The sequence below is a fragment of the Salinigranum rubrum genome, assembly GCF_002906575.1.
GTDB lineage: Archaea > Halobacteriota > Halobacteria > Halobacteriales > Haloferacaceae > Salinigranum > Salinigranum rubrum.
Window position 1 is genome coordinate 1,683,762 of the sequence record NZ_CP026309.1, and the last position, 17,178, is coordinate 1,700,939.

17 protein-coding genes are annotated in these 17,178 nt (G+C 68.1%); 9 read left to right on the plus strand and 8 right to left on the minus strand.

Annotation, left to right across the window (positions count from 1 at the left end; translation table 11 throughout):
• Positions 1-89: 89 nt before the first annotated feature.
• The 4 genes from lrpA1 to aroC all read right to left on the minus strand — a co-directional run bounded on the left by lrpA1 (position 90) and on the right by aroC (position 4,963).
• Entirely contained in the window at positions 90-518 is a 429-nt protein-coding gene (lrpA1, locus tag C2R22_RS08310) for an HTH-type transcriptional regulator LrpA1 (RefSeq protein ID WP_103425342.1), read from the minus strand.
• A gap of 155 nt (positions 519-673) precedes the next feature.
• Entirely contained in the window at positions 674-1,612 is a 939-nt protein-coding gene (locus C2R22_RS08315) for a thiamine pyrophosphate-dependent enzyme (RefSeq protein WP_103425343.1), read from the minus strand.
• A gap of 2 nt (positions 1,613-1,614) precedes the next feature.
• Positions 1,615-3,507 (minus strand): 2-oxoacid:acceptor oxidoreductase subunit alpha, encoded by a 1,893-nt coding sequence (locus C2R22_RS08320; RefSeq protein ID WP_103425344.1) that lies wholly within the window; start codon positions 3,505-3,507, stop codon positions 1,615-1,617.
• A 304-nt stretch (positions 3,508-3,811) separates the two neighbouring features.
• On the minus strand, positions 3,812-4,963 hold the full coding sequence (gene aroC, locus C2R22_RS08325) for a chorismate synthase (protein ID WP_103425345.1): 1,152 nt from the start codon (positions 4,961-4,963) through the stop codon (positions 3,812-3,814).
• A gap of 105 nt (positions 4,964-5,068) precedes the next feature.
• Between aroC and C2R22_RS08330 the strand changes: the two genes are divergently transcribed.
• Positions 5,069-5,551, plus strand: a complete 483-nt coding sequence (locus C2R22_RS08330) for a DUF6653 family protein (RefSeq protein WP_103425346.1) — start codon at positions 5,069-5,071, stop codon at positions 5,549-5,551.
• A gap of 545 nt (positions 5,552-6,096) precedes the next feature.
• Here the strand turns inward: C2R22_RS08330 and aroA are convergent.
• Positions 6,097-7,383, minus strand: coding sequence for a 3-phosphoshikimate 1-carboxyvinyltransferase (gene aroA / locus C2R22_RS08335; RefSeq protein ID WP_103425347.1), 1,287 nt, complete (start codon positions 7,381-7,383; stop codon positions 6,097-6,099).
• Positions 7,384-7,510: 127 nt separating this feature from the next.
• Here aroA and C2R22_RS08340 point away from each other — a divergent pair, with 127 nt between their 5' ends.
• Both C2R22_RS08340 and C2R22_RS08345 read left to right on the plus strand, forming a co-directional pair.
• Complete coding sequence (locus tag C2R22_RS08340) at positions 7,511-7,936, plus strand: CBS domain-containing protein (RefSeq protein ID WP_103425348.1); 426 nt, start codon at positions 7,511-7,513, stop codon at positions 7,934-7,936.
• 42 nt (positions 7,937-7,978) lie between these two features.
• Positions 7,979-9,154, plus strand: a complete 1,176-nt coding sequence (locus C2R22_RS08345) for a M24 family metallopeptidase (RefSeq protein ID WP_103425349.1) — start codon at positions 7,979-7,981, stop codon at positions 9,152-9,154.
• On the opposite strand, the gene C2R22_RS08350 is transcribed toward C2R22_RS08345, so the two are convergent.
• The gene (locus C2R22_RS08350) at positions 9,130-9,627 is read right to left on the minus strand and encodes a hypothetical protein (protein ID WP_103425350.1); all 498 of its coding nucleotides are present in this window, start codon (positions 9,625-9,627) and stop codon (positions 9,130-9,132) included. The genes C2R22_RS08345 and C2R22_RS08350 overlap by 25 nt on opposite strands.
• Before the next feature lie 194 nt (positions 9,628-9,821).
• On the opposite strand from C2R22_RS08350, the gene C2R22_RS08355 reads away from it, so the two are divergent.
• The 6 genes from C2R22_RS08355 (at position 9,822) to C2R22_RS08380 (ending at position 15,244) form a co-directional block, all read left to right on the plus strand.
• Positions 9,822-10,343 (plus strand): hypothetical protein, encoded by a 522-nt coding sequence (locus C2R22_RS08355; RefSeq protein ID WP_162562424.1) that lies wholly within the window; start codon positions 9,822-9,824, stop codon positions 10,341-10,343.
• 97 nt (positions 10,344-10,440) lie between these two features.
• Positions 10,441-11,238, plus strand: a complete 798-nt coding sequence (locus tag C2R22_RS08360) for a prephenate dehydrogenase/arogenate dehydrogenase family protein (protein WP_103425352.1) — start codon at positions 10,441-10,443, stop codon at positions 11,236-11,238.
• Positions 11,235-12,650, plus strand: a complete 1,416-nt coding sequence (locus C2R22_RS08365) for a small ribosomal subunit Rsm22 family protein (RefSeq protein ID WP_103425353.1) — start codon at positions 11,235-11,237, stop codon at positions 12,648-12,650. Before C2R22_RS08360 ends, C2R22_RS08365 begins: the two co-directional genes overlap by 4 nt.
• Positions 12,651-12,796: 146 nt before the next feature.
• The gene (locus C2R22_RS08370; RefSeq protein ID WP_103425354.1) at positions 12,797-13,816 is read left to right on the plus strand and encodes a hypothetical protein; all 1,020 of its coding nucleotides are present in this window, start codon (positions 12,797-12,799) and stop codon (positions 13,814-13,816) included.
• Positions 13,817-13,875: 59 nt separating this feature from the next.
• Entirely contained in the window at positions 13,876-14,652 is a 777-nt protein-coding gene (surE, locus tag C2R22_RS08375) for a 5'/3'-nucleotidase SurE (protein ID WP_103425355.1), read from the plus strand.
• Between the two features lies 1 nt (position 14,653).
• Positions 14,654-15,244 (plus strand): arsinothricin resistance N-acetyltransferase ArsN1 family B, encoded by a 591-nt coding sequence (locus C2R22_RS08380; RefSeq protein ID WP_103425356.1) that lies wholly within the window; start codon positions 14,654-14,656, stop codon positions 15,242-15,244.
• Positions 15,245-15,292: 48 nt separating this feature from the next.
• On the opposite strand, the gene C2R22_RS08385 is transcribed toward C2R22_RS08380, so the two are convergent.
• Together C2R22_RS08385 and C2R22_RS08390 are read right to left on the minus strand one after the other, a co-directional pair.
• The gene (locus C2R22_RS08385; protein ID WP_103425357.1) at positions 15,293-15,850 is read right to left on the minus strand and encodes a sugar O-acetyltransferase; all 558 of its coding nucleotides are present in this window, start codon (positions 15,848-15,850) and stop codon (positions 15,293-15,295) included.
• Positions 15,851-15,897: 47 nt separating this feature from the next.
• Positions 15,898-16,998: a CNNM domain-containing protein gene (locus tag C2R22_RS08390; RefSeq protein ID WP_103425358.1), complete on the minus strand. Its 1,101-nt coding sequence runs from the start codon at positions 16,996-16,998 to the stop codon at positions 15,898-15,900.
• Positions 16,999-17,178: the final 180 nt, after the last annotated feature.

Here is a 17,178-nt window from a genome sequence, read left to right on the forward strand (position 1 = left end):
TAGCGACTCGAAGCTACTGAGCGTTCCCAAAGCGGAGTGAAAGTAGAGTCCGGACGGGTTCGAGCGCGGTCGGCGACTCTCGATTACAGTTACTTCAGCCGCTCCTGCAGGAACGAGGGATGTGCGGCGGTGACGCCGTCGATGGAGAGGATCTCCTCGGCGATGATGTCCCCGAGCGCGTTGCCGTCGGCGGCGCGGACCTCCGCCATCAGCATGTGGTCGCCCGACGAGGTGTACAGCGACTCGACCGCGTCGAGAGACTTCAGCGCCCGCGTCGCCTCGACGTAGCGTTCGGAGGCGACGTCGATCCCCACCATCGCGATCGACTGGCCCGAGAGCTTCTTCGGGTCGACGTCGGCGGAGTAGCCCACGATGACGCCGTCCTCTTCGAGCTTCTTGATGTACTTGCGCACCGTGGGCTTCGAGACCTCCGCCCGCTCGGCGATGTCGGCGTACGACGCTTGCGCGTCCTCTTCGAGCGCCCGAAGTATCCGCCCCTCCGTGGAAGTAACGTCCATACCGTGGATTTTTTCTCCGTTGGAAAAATATGTTGCGAATCGGTAAACGACTCTCGATCCGTCACAACACCCGTCGGTCGGCGGGTGATTCACGGGTAACAGACCGCTGCGCGAGGGGACGAAATCCGAAGACTGCGGGGGACCGCGACGTGACCTCAGCGATGCTTGTCGAGGAACATGTCGTAGGAGCGCTCCCACTCGTAGTCGTCGTCGAAGTAGCGCTCCGCGAGGGGTTCCTCGGGCATCTCGCCGATCGTACGCTTCTCCTGGCCGTAGGAGGGGCGCTCGGAGTCGACGTAGTATCGGCCGGTGAGGACCGTCCCCTCGTGGAGGGCGTCCTCGGTCTCGGCCATCATCTCCGACGCCTCACGCCGGTCGGTGTTGTCGAAGTCGTAGTCGTCGGAGTCCTGGATGTCGATGTACGGGACGTACTGCCGGGCGTCCTTGTTCCAGGTCGGACACTGGGTGAGGAAGTCGATGTGCGAGAAGCCGTCGTGTTCGATGGCCTCGACGATGATCTCCTTCGCCTGGTTCGGGTTCACCGCGGCGGTCCGGGCGATGTACGACGCACCCGACGTGAGCGACAGCGAGAGCGGCCGAAGCGGCTCCTTCGCGGAACCGTGCGGTTGGGTCTTCGACTTGTGGCCCTTCGGCGAGGTGGGCGAGGTCTGCCCCTTCGTCAGCCCGAAGATCTCGTTGTTGAACACGATGTACGTCATGTCGTGGTTCTCCCGGGCCGAGTGCATGAAGTGGTTCCCGCCGATGCCGTAGCCGTCGCCGTCGCCACCCGCGGCGACGACGGTCAGGCCGGGGTTGGCGAGTTTGGCGGCGCGGGCGATGGGCAGCGAGCGGCCGTGGATGGTGTGGAAGCCGTAGCTCTCGAAGTAGCTGTTGAGCTTCCCCGAGCAGCCGATGCCCGTACAGAGGAGCATCTCGTCGGGGCTCAGCCCCAGTTCCGCGGCCGCACCCTTCAGCGCCTTCAGGACGCCGAAGTCGCCGCAACCGGGACACCACGTGGGCTGGGGTTCGAGTCCGGGCGTGAACTCGTTCTGGTCTTTGTCCGTCTCCTCACCGATTGCGCTGAATGCACTCATGTTTAATCACCTGCGGCGGGGACGAACTTCGTCTCGGTCCCCGGAAGTGTGTCGTTCTCGACGATACTGGTCACGAACCCCTCGACGATCTCGGCGGGTTCGAACGGGTTGCCGTTGTACTTGAGGAGCGACGAGAGCTTCTCGCCGTACCGGCCCAGTTCCTTCTGTGTGAGGCCGCGGAACTGCGCGGAGGCGTTCATCTCGACGACGAGCACCTCGTCGACGCTCTCGATGAACGCCTGGACCTCCTCGGTCGGGTAGGGCATCATGTCCGACACCGAGAGGGCCTTCACCGCGTAGCCGTCGTCGTTGAGGCGGTCGACCGCCTCGAAGACGGTTCCCTGGTTCGAGCCCCAGGTGAGGATGCCGTACTCGGCGTCGCTGACACCGTGGGGCGTCTGGTGACTCGTGCCCATCCCGTCGAGGTCCGCCCGGATGTTCTCGACGCGCTCCATCCGGCGGTCCATCTGGAAGACCCGGTTCTCGGGGTCCTCGCTGATGTGGCCGGCGGGCATGTGCTCGTTCCCCGTCGCGAGGAAGCGACCGCCCTTCTGGCCGGGGACGGAGCGCGGGCTGACGCCCTTCTCGCCGTCGTACCGGAAGCGGTTGAACTTGCCCGACGCGTCGTGAGGCGCGTCCGCGATCTCCGCCTCGGTGAGCGTCGACCCGAGGTCCGCGTTGGGCTCCTCGTCGAAGTGACTCGCGGGCACGTTCACCAGTTCGCCGCCGAGCTTCTGGTCGTAGATGACGATGGCGGGGATCTGGTACTCGTAGGCGAGTTCGAACGCTTTTCGCGTTTGGGTGTACGCCTCCGACACCGTCGACGGCGCGAACACCACGCGGTTGGAGTCGCCCTGCGACGTGTAGAGGACGTGTTCGAGGTCGCCCTGCTCGGGTTTCGTCGGCATCCCCGTCGAGGGACCGGCGCGCATCGCCTCGACGAAGACGACCGGCGTCTCCGTCATCTCGGCGAGGCCGAGCGGTTCGGACATCAGGGCGAACCCGCCGCCCGAGGAACCGGACATGGCCTTGACGCCCGCGTGGGAGGCACCGAGCGCGAGCGCGGCCGCGGCGATTTCGTCTTCGACCTGCTCGGAGATGCCGCCGAGTTCGGGCAGGTTCTGCGACATGATGGTGAACACCTCGGTCCACGGCGTCATCGGGTAGCCCGCGATGAAGCGGCAGCCCTCGTCGATGGCGCCGTAGGCGATGGCGTCCGACCCCGAGAGCAGCACCTGCTCCTCGTCGTGCTCGCCCTCCGGAACCTGGACGTCGTGGGTGTGCTCGACGTCCATCGCCATCTCGTAGGCCTCGTCGAGGATCTCGAGGTTCGGTTCGAGGATCTTCTCCGGCATCGCCTCCTCCATCAGCTCTTTGATCCACGAGCGTTCGATACCGGCCAACGCACACGTCACGCCGACGCCGGCGGTGTTGCGCATGACCTCACGACCGTGCTCGCGTGCGAGCGAGCGCAGGTCGAACTCGTAGACGTGCCAGTCGTTCTCCTCGACCCGCTCGTCGAAGTCCTCGACGACCTCGGTGTCGACGAGGCCGGAGTCGATGACCATGACCCCTCCCTCGCGGAGTTCGTCGAGGTTCTCGTACAGCGGCTTCTGCTCCTCGTCGCCGTAGTACGCGTTCTCCGACGGGTTGCGGGCGAACGAGTCCCCCAACGTCAGGAGGAAGTTGTAGCCGTCGCCGCGCGACTCGACCTCGTCGGCCGAGGCGCGTATCTCCGTGTACGTGTGACCGCCACGGATGCGCGACGGGTAGTGGCGGTGTGTGAATACGTGCAGCCCCGAGCGCATCAGCGCCTTCGCGAAGTTCTGGCTCGTCGAGGCGATTCCGTCTCCGGACCCCCCTGCGATTCGCCAGATGAGTTCGTCGTCAGTCATATTGTGGTCACGGCCCCGTGGGCCCTATCGACAAACTTGGCGAGGTACTGATTAAAGACTTTGCTATGGATTGACAAGGAAAGATGATGATAGACCTAATATTGTATGATGGAATCCGTGAGAAGTGCTGAACATCGACGCTCGAAGCTCTTGTTTTCGAAGCCAGAGGGCGGTTCGGAGCGGCGGCCGGAGACGAGTGTCGAGTATCGGGGAGGTTCGCCCCTACCCGTCGCTCACAACCGAGGTGAAAGCGGTGGTCGTCCCGGCCGCTCGGCGGGGGCGACGGTGCGGGCCGGCCGTCGAGTTACTCGTTGTCGGGCGACGACGGGTGATACTCCGTGTCGTACTCGCCGGCCGTTCCATCCAGGCGGTCGGGGTTGATTCTTCCACCTAGAAGCATGAAGTCGAGGATGGTGAGCGACAGCATCGCCTCGACCACAGGCACGGCCCGCGGCGGCAGAACCGGGTCGTGCCGGCCGACGACCTGAATCTCCTTCTCCTCGCCGGTCTCCCAGTCGACCGTCTTCTGTTGCTTGGGGATGGAGGTCGGCGCGTGCCACGTCGCCTCGCCGTAGATGGGCTGACCCGTCGTGATGCCGCCCTGGAGGCCGCCGTGTTTGTTTCCTTCCGGAATCGGGTCACCTTCCGCATCGAACTCCCAGTCCTCGTTTCTGTCCTTTCCCGTCCACTCGCGGGCCTCCTTCCCCAGACCGTACTCGACGCTCGTCGTCGCGGGGATGGAGAACATCGCCTGCCCCAGTCGCGCGGGGAACGAGTCGAACCGCGGCGCTCCCAGTCCTCTCGGAACGCCGCGCGCCTCGAAGTAGATTGAGCCGCCGATGGAGTCGCCCTCCTGTTGGTACTGGTCGATGCGCTCGCGCATCTTCTCCGCCGTGGGGGGATGCGCACACCGCACCTCGTTCTCTTCTGTGTGTTCGAGCATCTCCTCGAAGGAGACGGGAGGCGCTTCGATGTCGCCGATCTGGTTGACGTGCGCCTTCACCTGGATGCCGTGCTGGTCGAGAATCTTCCCCGCGATGGCACCCGCGGCGACCCAGTTGACCGTCTCCCTGGCCGAGGAGCGGCCGCCGCCGCCCCAGTTTCTGGTTCCGAATTTCGCGGAGTACGTGAAGTCGCCGTGGCTCGGCCGCGGTGCCGTCACGTAGGGTTCGTACTTGCCCGAGCGGGCGTCCTTGTTCTGGATGACCATCCCGATAGGGGTCCCGGTCGTGTAACCGTCCTGGAGTCCGGAGTTGATGACGACCTCGTCGGGTTCGCCGCGCGAGGTGGTGATCATCGACTGCCCCGGCTTTCGTCTGTCCAGTTCGCGCTGGATGTCCTCCTCGGAGAGTTCCAGCCCCGCCGGGCAGCCCGAGACGGTGACGCCCATCGCCTCCCCGTGGGACTCGCCGTAGGTCGTCACCTGAAAGAGACGACCGAATCGGTTCCCGTTCATTACCTGGGTGTGGGAAGGGTGGGCATTTCAACGGTGCGGAACGTGTCCGCCGTGCCAGTCGAGGGGGACCGGAACGCCCTTGCGACGAGGCGCTGACGTCGGGACGTGGTCTCCGACCAGCCCTCCCTCCCGACGAGACTGAGAGCCACGTTCTGGGAACGCCACGCCAACCCCTGGAGCGCCGGCACGCGCTTCCTGACGATGCCCGCGCTCCTGTACGCGATATACACCCGCGACCGGCGACTCCTCCTCGCCACACTGGGTTTCGCCGTCGTCAACCCCGTCGTCTTCCCGAAGCCCGAGACGACGGACTCGTGGCTCTCCCGTATCGTCCTCGCCGAGCGCGAGTGGCTCGGGGAGGGGAAGGGAACGATGGGCCTCGGCTACCCGAACGTCCTCAATCTCCTCAACGGGCCGGCAACGCTCCTGGCGCTGTGGACCGCCTGGAAGCAGAAGACGGTCGCAACCGTCCTCTCCTGTGTCGTCGCGATGGGCCTCAAGGTGTGGTGGGTCGACGCCATCGCTCGCCGGACCGAGGCCGGGCGCACGGGACGGTGGCCGGAGACGCTGGAACGGGAGTCACATTGAACTGCGTCCCGTTCGGCGTGAACGGGCTCTCGAACGCAGGAGCGCGCAGAACGGGTGTTACGTGAGAGAGGTACAGAGCGGGGTCGTACGGGGCACGGGCGCGGTGTACGCCTCAACCATCCCCGCCCGGTGACTCGCGCACGGAGGCGCGAGCGGTCCACCGAAGCGACTGCGTCGCTTCGAGTCGTTCGTTCGGTTCCCTCACGACGACTTCGTGCGTTCGTTCGCTCCGCTCGCTCACTCTCGCGCGCCGACCGCAACCGCACTGGCCGGGGCGGTGGCGCGTGACGGCGGTCCACCGCGTCCGTGTGTCGTGCGGTCTCCGGTCGTCTCACATCCCGATGACGCCGCCGGTCCTATCTCGCATCCCGATGACGCCGTTACTCCCGCATCCCGACGACGATGCCGATATCGCAGTCGAGGAGGTCGCGTCGAGCGGTCTCCGTACGCTCACGTCCCACTCACGGAACTACCCCAACTCGGGCACGTCGGCGCGATACCGCCGAACTCGCCGGTGTGCGTGTAGGTCATCCGCCCGCGGAAGACTACGACCGTTCGACCGTCGCGCCCAGTCCATCGAGGACGTCGAAGAACCCGGGGAAGGAGACGTCGACGTGCTCTCCGCCTTTTATCGTCGTCCGTCCCTCCGCGACGAGGCCGGCGACGGCCAGCGACATCACGATGCGGTGGTCGTGTCTCCCGTCCACGTCGGCACCGACGAGGTCCGTCTCCGACCCGTGGATAGTGAGGGTGTCGTGCTCCTCTGTGACCGAGGCACCCATCTTGCCGAGTTCCTCGGCCATCGCGCTCACCCGGTCGGTCTCCTTGTAGCGGACGTGCTCGCAGTTGACGATGCGTGTGTCCCCGTCGGCGATAGCGCCGAGCGTGGCGACGGTGGGCAGGAGGTCCGGCGTGTCGCCGACGTCCACCTCGACGCCCGAGAGCGCGGTTCGAGAGACGTCGATGGTTCCCTCCGCCTGATTCCACTCGACGTCCGCGCCCATCCGTTCGAGGATGGAGACGATGGCCGAGTCGCCCTGTGCGCTCGGGCGCGCACCGTGGACGGTGACGCCCTCGTCGCCCGCGACGGCGCCCGCGGCGAGGAGGTACGACATCGACGAGAAGTCGCCCGGGACGTGGTACGTCCCGCCCTCGGCCCGGTAGGACTGCCCGCCCGGGACGGCGAAGCCCGCGTCGGTCCGCTCGACTTCGACCCCGAAGTCCGCGAGCACCTCGACGGTGATGTCGACGTACGGCGCGGACTTGAGTTCGGTTTCGAGGTCGATGTCGATTCCCGACTCGGTGACGGCGCCGGCCATCAACAGGGCGGTGATGAACTGCGAGGAGACGTCGCCGGGGATGGAGACCTCGCCCCCCTGGACGTTCCCGCCGACGACGAGCGGCGCCTGCCCGTTGCCGCGCGTGCTCTCCGCTCGGCCGTCCAACTGGGCGATAGCGTCGAGGAGCGGACCGTGTGGTCGCGAGCGGAGGGAGTCGTCACCCGTCAGTACGGTGAGACCCGCTCCCAGGGACGCACACCCCGTGACCAGGCGCATCGTCGTCCCCGAGTTGGCGCAGTCGATGACGTCGTTCGGTATCTCGGGCCGGCCGTCGAACCCCCGTACCTCGATGGTCGAACCCGCGCGGTCGACCGCCCCGCCGAAGGCCTCGACGGACCGCATCGTCGCGCGCGTGTCCGCGCTGACGAGCGCGTCGGCGACGGTGGCCGCCTCGCTGTAGCCCGCCGCGAGGATGGCCCGGTGCGTGTAGCTCTTCGACGGTGGGGCGCGCGCGTCGCCCGCGACGGCCGAGGGCGCGATAGAGACGTCCATACGCGGGCGTCGAGGAGCGACGACGAAAGGCTACCGGAGTCGGCGAGTCGCGAGGTGCTGGGCGGCCGTTCGGGGACCGACCGCAGGTGGCCCCAACGCTTTATCACCTGTCCGCGTACTTCGGGGTATGGGTATCGGTGACATCGCACGTCGCGACGTCGTCACGGTCGACCTGGAGGCGACGCTCACCGACGTCGCGCACGTCATGCGGAGCGAACGGGTGGGGAGCGTGGTCGTCGTCGACGGCAAGGGGACCGTCGCCGGTCTGCTCACCGACCGTGACCTCGTCGTCTCGGGGCTCGCGGAGGGTCGCCGCCCCGACGAGTGTCTCGCCAACGACATCCTCTCGACGAACGTCTTCTCCGTGGCACCCGACACCGACGTCGTCGACGTCGTCCGGCGAATGCGCGAACAGGGCGTCCGACGCGTGCCAGTCATGCGCGACGGCGACCTCGTCGGCATCGTGACGCTCGACGACCTGCTCGTCCACCTCGTCGAGGAACTCGACTGTCTCGTGTCGGTGGTGCGCGGGGAGTTCCCCGACCGGGCGTGAGCGGGGGACAACCGTTTTGCCCTCGCTCGCCAACCGGGAGCCATGACCCGCGACCTGAGCGCCCTCGACGACTGTCTCGCCGCGGTCGACGCCGACGGCTACCTCGTCGACGCCGACGGGACCGACTCGAACCAGCGGTACCTGTCGGGGTTCGACGCCCCGGACCCGTTCGTCACGCTCTACGTTCCCGGCGAGGGGATTCACCTCCTCGTGTCGAGCCTCGAATACGGTCGCGCGACGAAGGTCGACGGCGTCGCGTCGGTCGCCCGCCTCGTCGACTACGACCACCGCGACAACGTCACGGAGCACGGGTCGGTCGCGGGCCGCGCCCGGACGGTCGCGACGTTCCTGGCCGACCACGCCGTCGGGAGCGCCGCCGTCCCGGCGGACTTCCCGCTCGGCGTGGCCGACGCGCTCCGCGAGACGGGCGTCGACGTGACGGCCGACCGCACGGACGTCGTCACGGGCGTTCGGGCGACGAAATCGGCGGAGGAGGTCGAGCACGTCCGCGAGGCACAGCGGGCGAACGAGGCGGCGATGGCCGCCGCCGAGGAACTGATGCGGGAGGCGACGGTCGAAGCGGGGGTGCTCCACCACGACGGGGCGGTCCTGACGTCGGAACGGGTCAAAGAGGAGATCGAGGTGACGCTGCTGCGCCACGGCTGTGGGCTCGACGAGACCATCGTCGCCTGCGGCGCCGACGCCGCCGACCCTCACGACCGGGGGAGCGGGCCCCTGAGCGCCGACGAAGCGGTCATCGTCGACATCTTCCCGCGTTCGAAGGCGACGAAGTACCACGCGGACATGACCCGGACGTTCTGCAAGGGCAACCCCTCCGCGGAGATGCGACGACGCTTCGACGTGACCGACGAGGCCCGCGAGGCCGCGCTCGCGGCGCTCGAACCCGGCGTGACCGGCGCCGACGTCCACGACGCGGTCTGTGACGTTTACGAGGACGCCGGCTATCCGACGCTCCGGTCGGACCCGGAGACCGAGGTCGGCTTCATCCACTCGACGGGCCACGGCGTCGGTCTCGACGTTCACGAGCGCCCGCGTGTGAGCCCCGACGGCGAGGAACTCCGTCCGGGCCACGTCGTCACTATCGAACCCGGGCTGTACGACCCGTCGGTGGGGGGCGTTCGAATCGAGGACCTCGTCGTCGTCACCGAGTCGGGGTACGAGAACCTGACCGACTACCCCGTCGAGTTCGTCCTCTGACCGGCCTCGACCTCTGTCGGTGGACGGGCGTCCTCCCAGTCTTCGAGCAGCGTCCGCAGCCCCTCGATAGTCGAGGAGACGGGGAAACCCGCCGCCTGCCGAACCACGTAGTCGTCGTCGAGCAACAGCGCGTAGACGGTGTCCTCGCCGAGGAGGCCGAGCGACTGACGGAACTGACGCTTGTTCACCCGGAGGACGATCATCCGGTCGTGCTGGTCGGACGTGAGCAGGTCCGCCCGGCGCGTCCGGCCGATGAGCATCCGGCTCCGCCAGTCGACGACGAGCAGTTCGTAGTACTCGAAGTCGTCGTAGCGCGCCGCGAGTTGCTCGGCGACGGAGGACCACGGATCGACGAGAGACCGTTGTTGCCACTGGAAAGAGATGACGAGCAACGTCGGGTCGCCCTCGAACCACCCGGGGAGCGGGAGGTGGTCTCCTTCGAGGTTCGAACCGGAGACCCGTGGGAACTTCATTGTCCCACACTCTCCGCGTCAACGGGTATAACTCATCGCCTCTTATTATCAGGATAGATTTTCATCGTCTGCCATCCGTCTGACGGCAGAGCCGAGTAATATGAATGTATCGTCATCTGGAGACGAACTGACGGTTCGAAACGCCGGTCGGTATCCTCTTCTCGCTCCCGGCCCTCGACCCGGACGTGTCCCTGGTGGAACGACTCGCCCGACTGTTCCGCGAACCGGCCGCAGCGGACGGTGTTCACGACCGACACGCGGCCGACGTGACCGACCAACCCGATTCGACCGATTCGACTGGCCCGACCGACTCGACCGGCTCGACTGATCCGGCCGACGCGTACCGCGGCGACGGCGGGAGCGAGGGCGGCGCATCGACCGCGACTCGCTCCCGAGCGGTCGCCGTCGTCGTCCAGGCTCCGCCCGCGGGCGTCCGACGGTACGAACTCACCGTTCGAGCCGACGCGCCCGTCGAGTCAGTCGACCCCGGCCTCCTGACGCGGCTCTTCGAGACGTTCGACGAGGGGCGGGGTGTCGTCCGTGCGCGGGCGGTCGACGTCGACGGGCGAGGAGCGGAAATCGAAGCGACGCCGCTGTTTACCGTTCGGTTCGCGGAACCGGTCGACACCGAGACGGTCTCCGTCGACGGAACGCTCACCGGTCACGACGAGGAGCCCGTCCCGTGGTCGCGGGTCCGGCTCACGCCCGTGGAGTGAGTCCCGTACTGCCGACTGTCGCCGCGCGGGGCAGCCGACGGTCTCAGCGGCGAACGCTTCCGAAGCCTTTTGCGACGGCCCGGGTTACGGTGGAGCGATGAGACTGCTCGTCGTCGGCGCGGGGTCGATGGGTCGGTGGTTCGCCGACACCGTCGGGGCGCACGTCCCCGGAGACGTCGACGTCGCGTTCGCCGACGCGGACCCGTCGGCCGCGGCGGCGGCGGCAGCGTCGCTCGACGTCCGGGACGTCCCGGTCGACGGCGACGAGCGCTTCGACGTCGTCTGCGTCGCCGTCCCCATCTCGGCCGTGGAGACGAGCATCGCCGAACAGGCGCGGCGCGCGCGGGACGGCATCGTCGACGTCTCGGGGGTGATGACCCCGCCGGTCGCGGCGATGCGACGCGCGTTACCCGACGGCGAACGGGTCAGCCTCCACCCGCTGTTCGCCCCGTCGAACGCGCCCGGCACCGTCGCGAGCGTCGTCGACGCCGCGGGGCCGACGACCGACCGGATACAGGCCGCTCTCGAAGCGGCGGGGAACACCGTGTTCGATACCACCGCAGCAGAGCACGACCGGGCGATGGAGACGGTCCAGTCCAGCGCCCACGCGGCCGTTCTCGCGTACGCGCTCGCCGCGAACGAGGTCCGCCCGGAGTTCCACACGCCGGTGTCGGCCGCCCTCGCCGAGGCCGTCGAGATGGTCACGGGGGGCACCCCGCGCGTCTACCGCGAGATACAGGAGACGTTCGACGGGGCCGACCGCGTCGCGGAGGCGGCCGCCCGTCTCGCCGCGGCCGAGGGTGCGGAGTTCGACGACCTGTACCGCGAGGCGAGCGCGGGGCTGTCGGGTGAGGACGAGGTCGAAGAGAGGGACGTGGGGGAGGAGACGCCGTGACCGACCGCGAGGGCATCCGTTCGAACGCGAAGTACCTCCGGAACGTCCGCCCCATCGACCCCGACGAGATTCACGAGTACGTCGAGGGGACGCCCCACCCCGCCGTCGTCAGGCGGATTCTCCGAGAGGAGGCGGTCGGTCTCGGCCTCGTCGAGCGGGAGGACGGCACGTTCGTCCCCGCCCCCGAACGGGTCGTCACCGGCGGCTGGAGTCCCGAGGCCTTCCCCGACCGCTACGCGAACGCCTTCGAGGACCTGCTGATCGAGCGATACGGCCTCGGCTGGCACGAGGGCGAGTCGGGCGCACGGCTGCGCGAGACCGTTCGTCGGCTGAAGGAGCGCTACTACCGCCAGCACCCCGTCGAGTACGACGAGGTGGTCGCGCTCGCGTACGGCCTCTACCACCTCCCCGACTACTACGCGAGCGTCGGCTACGTTCTGGACACGCTGACCGAGCGCGACCTGCTGACGACACCCCTTCGCGTCCTCGACGTCGGCGCGGGGACGGGAGGGCCGGCGCTCGGCCTCCACGACTTCCTCCCCGCGGAGGCGCTGGTCGACTACCACGCCGTCGAGCCGAGCGCCTCCGCCGCGGTTCTCGACCACCTCCTCGCGGAGACGGGCCGGAACTTCCACCCGACCGTCCACCGGTCGCGAATCGAGGACCTGGACCTCGACGCGCTCGCCGGGGACGAGGGCAAGCCGTTCGACCTCCTCCTGTTCTCGAACGTCCTCAGCGAACTGGACGACCCGAGTGGGGTGGTCGAGTCGTCCCTGTCGACGCTCGCAGACGACGGCGCGGTCGTCGCACTCGAACCCGCGGACCTCAACACGGCGACGACGCTTCGAGAGGTGGAACGTGCGGTCGTCGCCCGGACGGGCGCGACGGTGTACGCGCCGACGCTTCGGCTGTGGCCCGACGCCGAACCGACCGACCGCGGCTGGTCGTTCGACGTGCGGTCGGACATCGAGAGACCGCCGTTCCAGTCGCGACTCGCGGCCGACGCCGACGACGGGGAGGCGTTCGTCAACACGACGGTCCAGTTCGCCTACGCCGTGTTGCGTCCGGACGGGGTGCGCCGGAGCGACGTCCGGGCGAACCCGACGCGCCACGCGAAGATGGCCGACCTCGACCGTCATGTCACCGAGCGCATCGACCTCCTCGCGGTCAAACTGAGCCACGACCTGACCGACGACGCCGACGCCAACCCGCTGTTCAAACTCGGTGACGGCAGCGAGGACACGGGCGTCTTCGGCGTCCTCACTCGCCGGACGTCGCTCAACGAGGCGCTCGAAACCGCTCCTTACGGCTCCGTCCTCCGATTCGAGCAGGCCCTCGCGCTCTGGAACGACGACGAGGGGGCGTACAACCTCGTCGTCGACGACGCGACTATCGTCGATTTCCTCGGGTGAGCGTCGACACTCCCTGTTCTCGAACTTGCGACTCGGATACTGAACTGCTCCCACACGACGACAGGGCGGTTCAGTTCGACGGAGTGGGTTATCAACATGGATAAATTCGCCGATAGGGTTAACCACACCCGGCGAAAGACCGGAGTATGCACCGGCGCGCGTTCCTCGTTGCCGTCGCCGGACTCTCCGGTTGCACCGGTCTCGTCGGGAATCCGCTCGGAGGCGCTTCCGAGCCGACGGGCGGCTCGGAGGGCTCCGGCGGCTCCACCTCCGGTGGCGGTTCGTCCGAGACCCCGGTCCCCGAATCCGAGGGCTCGTCGGACGCCGAGTCGGCGGGCACCCCGGCCGGAGAGCCCACACCCACCGCCGGCGAGCTTCGCAGGATGAGCGTGCCGGACCTCCTCGCGCTGTCGCGCGAGCAACTCTCGCGTGCCGTCGAGGCGTACAGCGGTACCGGTCGGGACGGTTCGCTCACCGACGTCACGGCCGCGACCGACACGTTCGACCCCGACCCCGTCGTCGACCACCTGTACCGCGCTCGTCGGGCGTACGAGGCGGCCGACCGGCAGGGGCTGTCGGCCGAGATCGAAGACGAAATCTCACAACTCGGGCGCGTCGAGGAGTTCCTCCGGCTCAGCATCGACGCGCAGGTCCTGCTCATCGAGGCGCACAACGACCTCGAAGGGGTCGTCACCGCCATCGAGTTCGTCGACCCCGAGAGCGCCCGCTCGCTCACCGACCGGGCCGGCACTCGTCAGGAACGGACAGAGGGGACCGTCAGCGATCTCTCGAACGTCCGGTACGAACGGTCGGTGACCGTCGTCGACGCGCTCTCGTCCGAGGCGTACCTGGCCAAACGGGACCAGCTTAGAGCCGAGGCGGACGTCCTGGCGGACGTCGACGAGGGCCTCTCGTCGGTGGTCGAGGGCGTCCGACTCTTCGCACGGGCGCGAGGCCGTCGCCAGAGTGGCTCGCCGTACGTCGCCGCCGAACTCGGCAGGGACGCCGAGACGGCCTTTTCGCGCGGTGCCAAGGCGCTCAGGGACGTGGGAAGTCGGATCCCCGCGCGGGCGCAGGGCTTCGGCGGGGTCGTGGCGGCGCTCCGGACGGCTGCCGACGACAAGCGCGACGAGGCACGGGCGTTCTACCGGGACATCGAGCGTTAACCTGAACCTCGAACTGTCGCAAACGGTGTGTTTTTGCTCGGTCCATCGATGTGTGGGGTATGAAGGTTCTCCTGACGAACGACGACGGCATCGACAGCGTCGGCTTCCGTGCGCTGTACGACGCGCTGTCGCCGGTCGCGGACGTGACCGCGGTCGCTCCCGCCGAGGACAAAAGCGCCATCGGTCGACAGCTGTCGGCGGACGTACTCGTCGAGGAGCGCCCGCTCGGGTACGCCGTCCACGGGACGCCCGCGGACTGTACGATCGTCGGGCTGGAGTCGCTCTGTCCCGACGTCGACATGGTCGTCGCGGGCTGTAACAAGGGCGCGAACCTCGGCGCGTACGTCCTCGGTCGCTCCGGGACCGTCTCCGCGGCGGTCGAGGCGGCCTTCTTCGACGTGCCCGCCATCGCCGTCTCGCTGTACGTCCCTGACAGCGACGAGCCGTGGGCAGAAGTCGCGACCGACCCCGAGGACTTCCGCCCGGCGACCGACCCTGCGACGTATCTGGTCGAGCACGCTCTCGACGCGGGCGTCTTCGAACGGGCCGAGTACCTGAACCTCAACGCTCCGCTCGGTGCCGACGCGGACGCCGAGATGCGGGTCACCGAGCCGTCGACGATGTACGACATGACCGCGCGACCGAACGGCGACGACCGCTTCACCCTCCACGACCGGGTGTGGGAGCGCATGCGCGCGGACGACCTACCCGACCCCGAGGGGACCGACCGCCGCGCCGTCGTCGAGGGTCACGTGAGCGTCTCGCCGCTCCTCGCTCCGCACCCCACCAGACACCACGAGGCGCTCGACGGCCTCGCGGCGACGTACCGGGACTGAGATGGACGCCACACTCCGACCGGCACGACCGGCCGACGCCGCGGCAATCCGGCGCATCTACGCGCCGTACGTCGAGGAGACGGCGGTTTCGTTCGCCACCGCGCCGCCCTCGGTGGAAGACCTCGAAACGAAAGTCGAGAAGACGCGCTCGCAGTACCCGTGGCTCGTGGCCGAGCGAGAGAGCGAGCGGGAGGACGGGGTCGTCGGCTACGCGTACGCCGGGGCGCTTCGGGAGCGCGACGCGTATCAGTGGACCGCCGAACTCTCCGTCTACGTCGCAGAGACGGCCCAGAGAGAGGGCCTCGGCCGGCGGCTGTACGAGGCGCTCCTCGCGTTCCTCGAACGACAGGGGTACGCCAGCGCCTACGGCGTCGTCACGCTCCCGAACCCGGCGAGCGTCGCCCTCCACGAGTCGCTCGGTTTCGAGCGCGTCGGCCTGTTCGACGACGTCGGCTACAAACACGGCGCGTGGCACGACGTCGGCTGGTGGCGGCGCCGCCTCCCGGAACCGGCCGCACCGGACCCGCCGGTGCCGTTCTCGGCCCTTCCCGACGAGGACGTCGCGGACGCGCTCGTCCGGTACTCCGGGTAGTCTGTCGGGAGACGGCCGAGGACAGGGAGTCGTCGACGGCGTCGCGAATCAGTCGAGTTCCTTCACGACCGTCGCGGGGTTTCCCTGCACGACCACGTCGTCCGGGACGTCGTTCGTGACGACGGCGCCCGAGGCGACGACGGCGCGGTCGCCGACCGTCACCCCAGGGTTGAGCACGGCCCGGCCGCCGATCCAGACGTCGTCGCCGACTTCGACCGCCTTCCCGTACTCCGGCCCCTCGATTCGGGCCGCAGCGTCGAGCGGATGCGTCGCGGTGTAGACGTGGACGCCCGGTCCGAGGAGACAGTTCCGTCCCACGTCGATGCGGCAGACGTCGAGGAAGACGCAGTCGAAGTTCGCGTAGAAGCCGTCGTCGACGTGGACGTTGTAGCCGTAGTCACAGCGGACGGGTGGCTCGACCGCGACGTTCTCGCCGACGGTCCCGAACAGTTCGCCGAGGAGCGCCTCGCGCCGCTCGTGTTGGTCGGGGTCGGTGTCGTTGTACCACTGGGTGAGCGCGCGGGCCGCCTCGCGGTCGGCGACGAGTTCCGGGTCGGACGCGTCGTACAACTCGCCGGCGAGCATCTTCTCCTTCTCGCTCTGCACGCTTTTGGCGTCGCGTCCGCCGGATAAAAGCCCGTTGTCGGCGTCGGTTACGACTCCTCCGTTTCGTCGAGGGGGTCCTCCAGTTCGCCGGTGATCTCCTCGAACGCGTCGGTCGCCGTGACCAGCCCCACCGTCTCCCCCTCGTCGACGACGACGGCGAGTTCCTGCTGTTCCTCCTGAAACCGGTCGATGAGGTCGCTCACCGGGAGGTCCGGCGAAACGGTCATCGGCGGCGCTGCGATGTCCGCGAACGCCTGCTCGCCGCGTTCGAGGTCGTCGAGGTGCGTCATCAGCGACGGGACGTAGACGGTGCCGACCACCTCGTCGATACTCTCGCCCACGAGCGGGAACCGGGTGTGTGGCGTCTCCCGGATCAACTCGAAGTTCTCGCTGGTGGATCGGGTGGTGGAGATGGTCACCATCTCCTCGGCGGGGACCATGATGTCCGCCGTCTGGATCTGGTCGATGGCGAGGGCGTTCATCACCTCACGACGGCGCTCCGGCGGGACGTCGAGCGTCGTCAGCACGCTCCCCATCTGACTCAGGAGTTCACCGCGCGTCGCCGCCTCTCCCCCTTCTTCGAGTTCCTCCTCGGCCCACGACCGGGTAATCTCGACGCCGAGCAGCGACAGCAGCGCCTTCGCCGTCCAGTCGGCCAGTCGGATGACCGGCGAGAGGATCCGCGTCCACCAGTAGAGGATGGGCGCGCCGTACTTCGCGATGGTCTTCGTCCGCTCGATGCCGAGGTACGTCGGCGCCTGCTCGCCGATGGTGAGGTGGAGGAGGTTGATGACCGCGAGGGAGGCGACCGCCGCGAGCGCGGAGTGACCGCCCTCTCCGCCACCCCCGAGCAGGCCGTCGACGCCGAGTGCCGTGAGCGCGGGGTCGAGGACGGCCGTGAGCGCCGGTTCGGCCGCGACACCGAGGCCGACGCTGCAGATGGTGATCCCCAGTTGACAGCCCGAGAGGTATATCTCCAGGCGTTCCGTCATGTCCCAGGCCCGTTCGAGCCCTGCGGACCCCTGGAACTCGTCTTCGGTGAACTGCCGGACGCGTGTCATCGCGAACTCGATGGTGACGAAGTAGCCGTTCCCGAGGAGGAGGACGAGCCCCGCGACGAGGCGGACGAGTGTAGCTGTGGTGACCATTTACCATGTCGTCCGAGTCATGCGACGGTGATAAAACCGCTCTCTCGGAGAACGGGCACACGGCGGTCGTCGCGGTGACGCACCCCCTCCTCGGTCGAGCGTGTCCGTGGACGCTGACTCGCCGAGACGTCGACGGTTCTCGGTTCCGGACCCCGCTCGGTCGACGGCGTCGAATCCGGT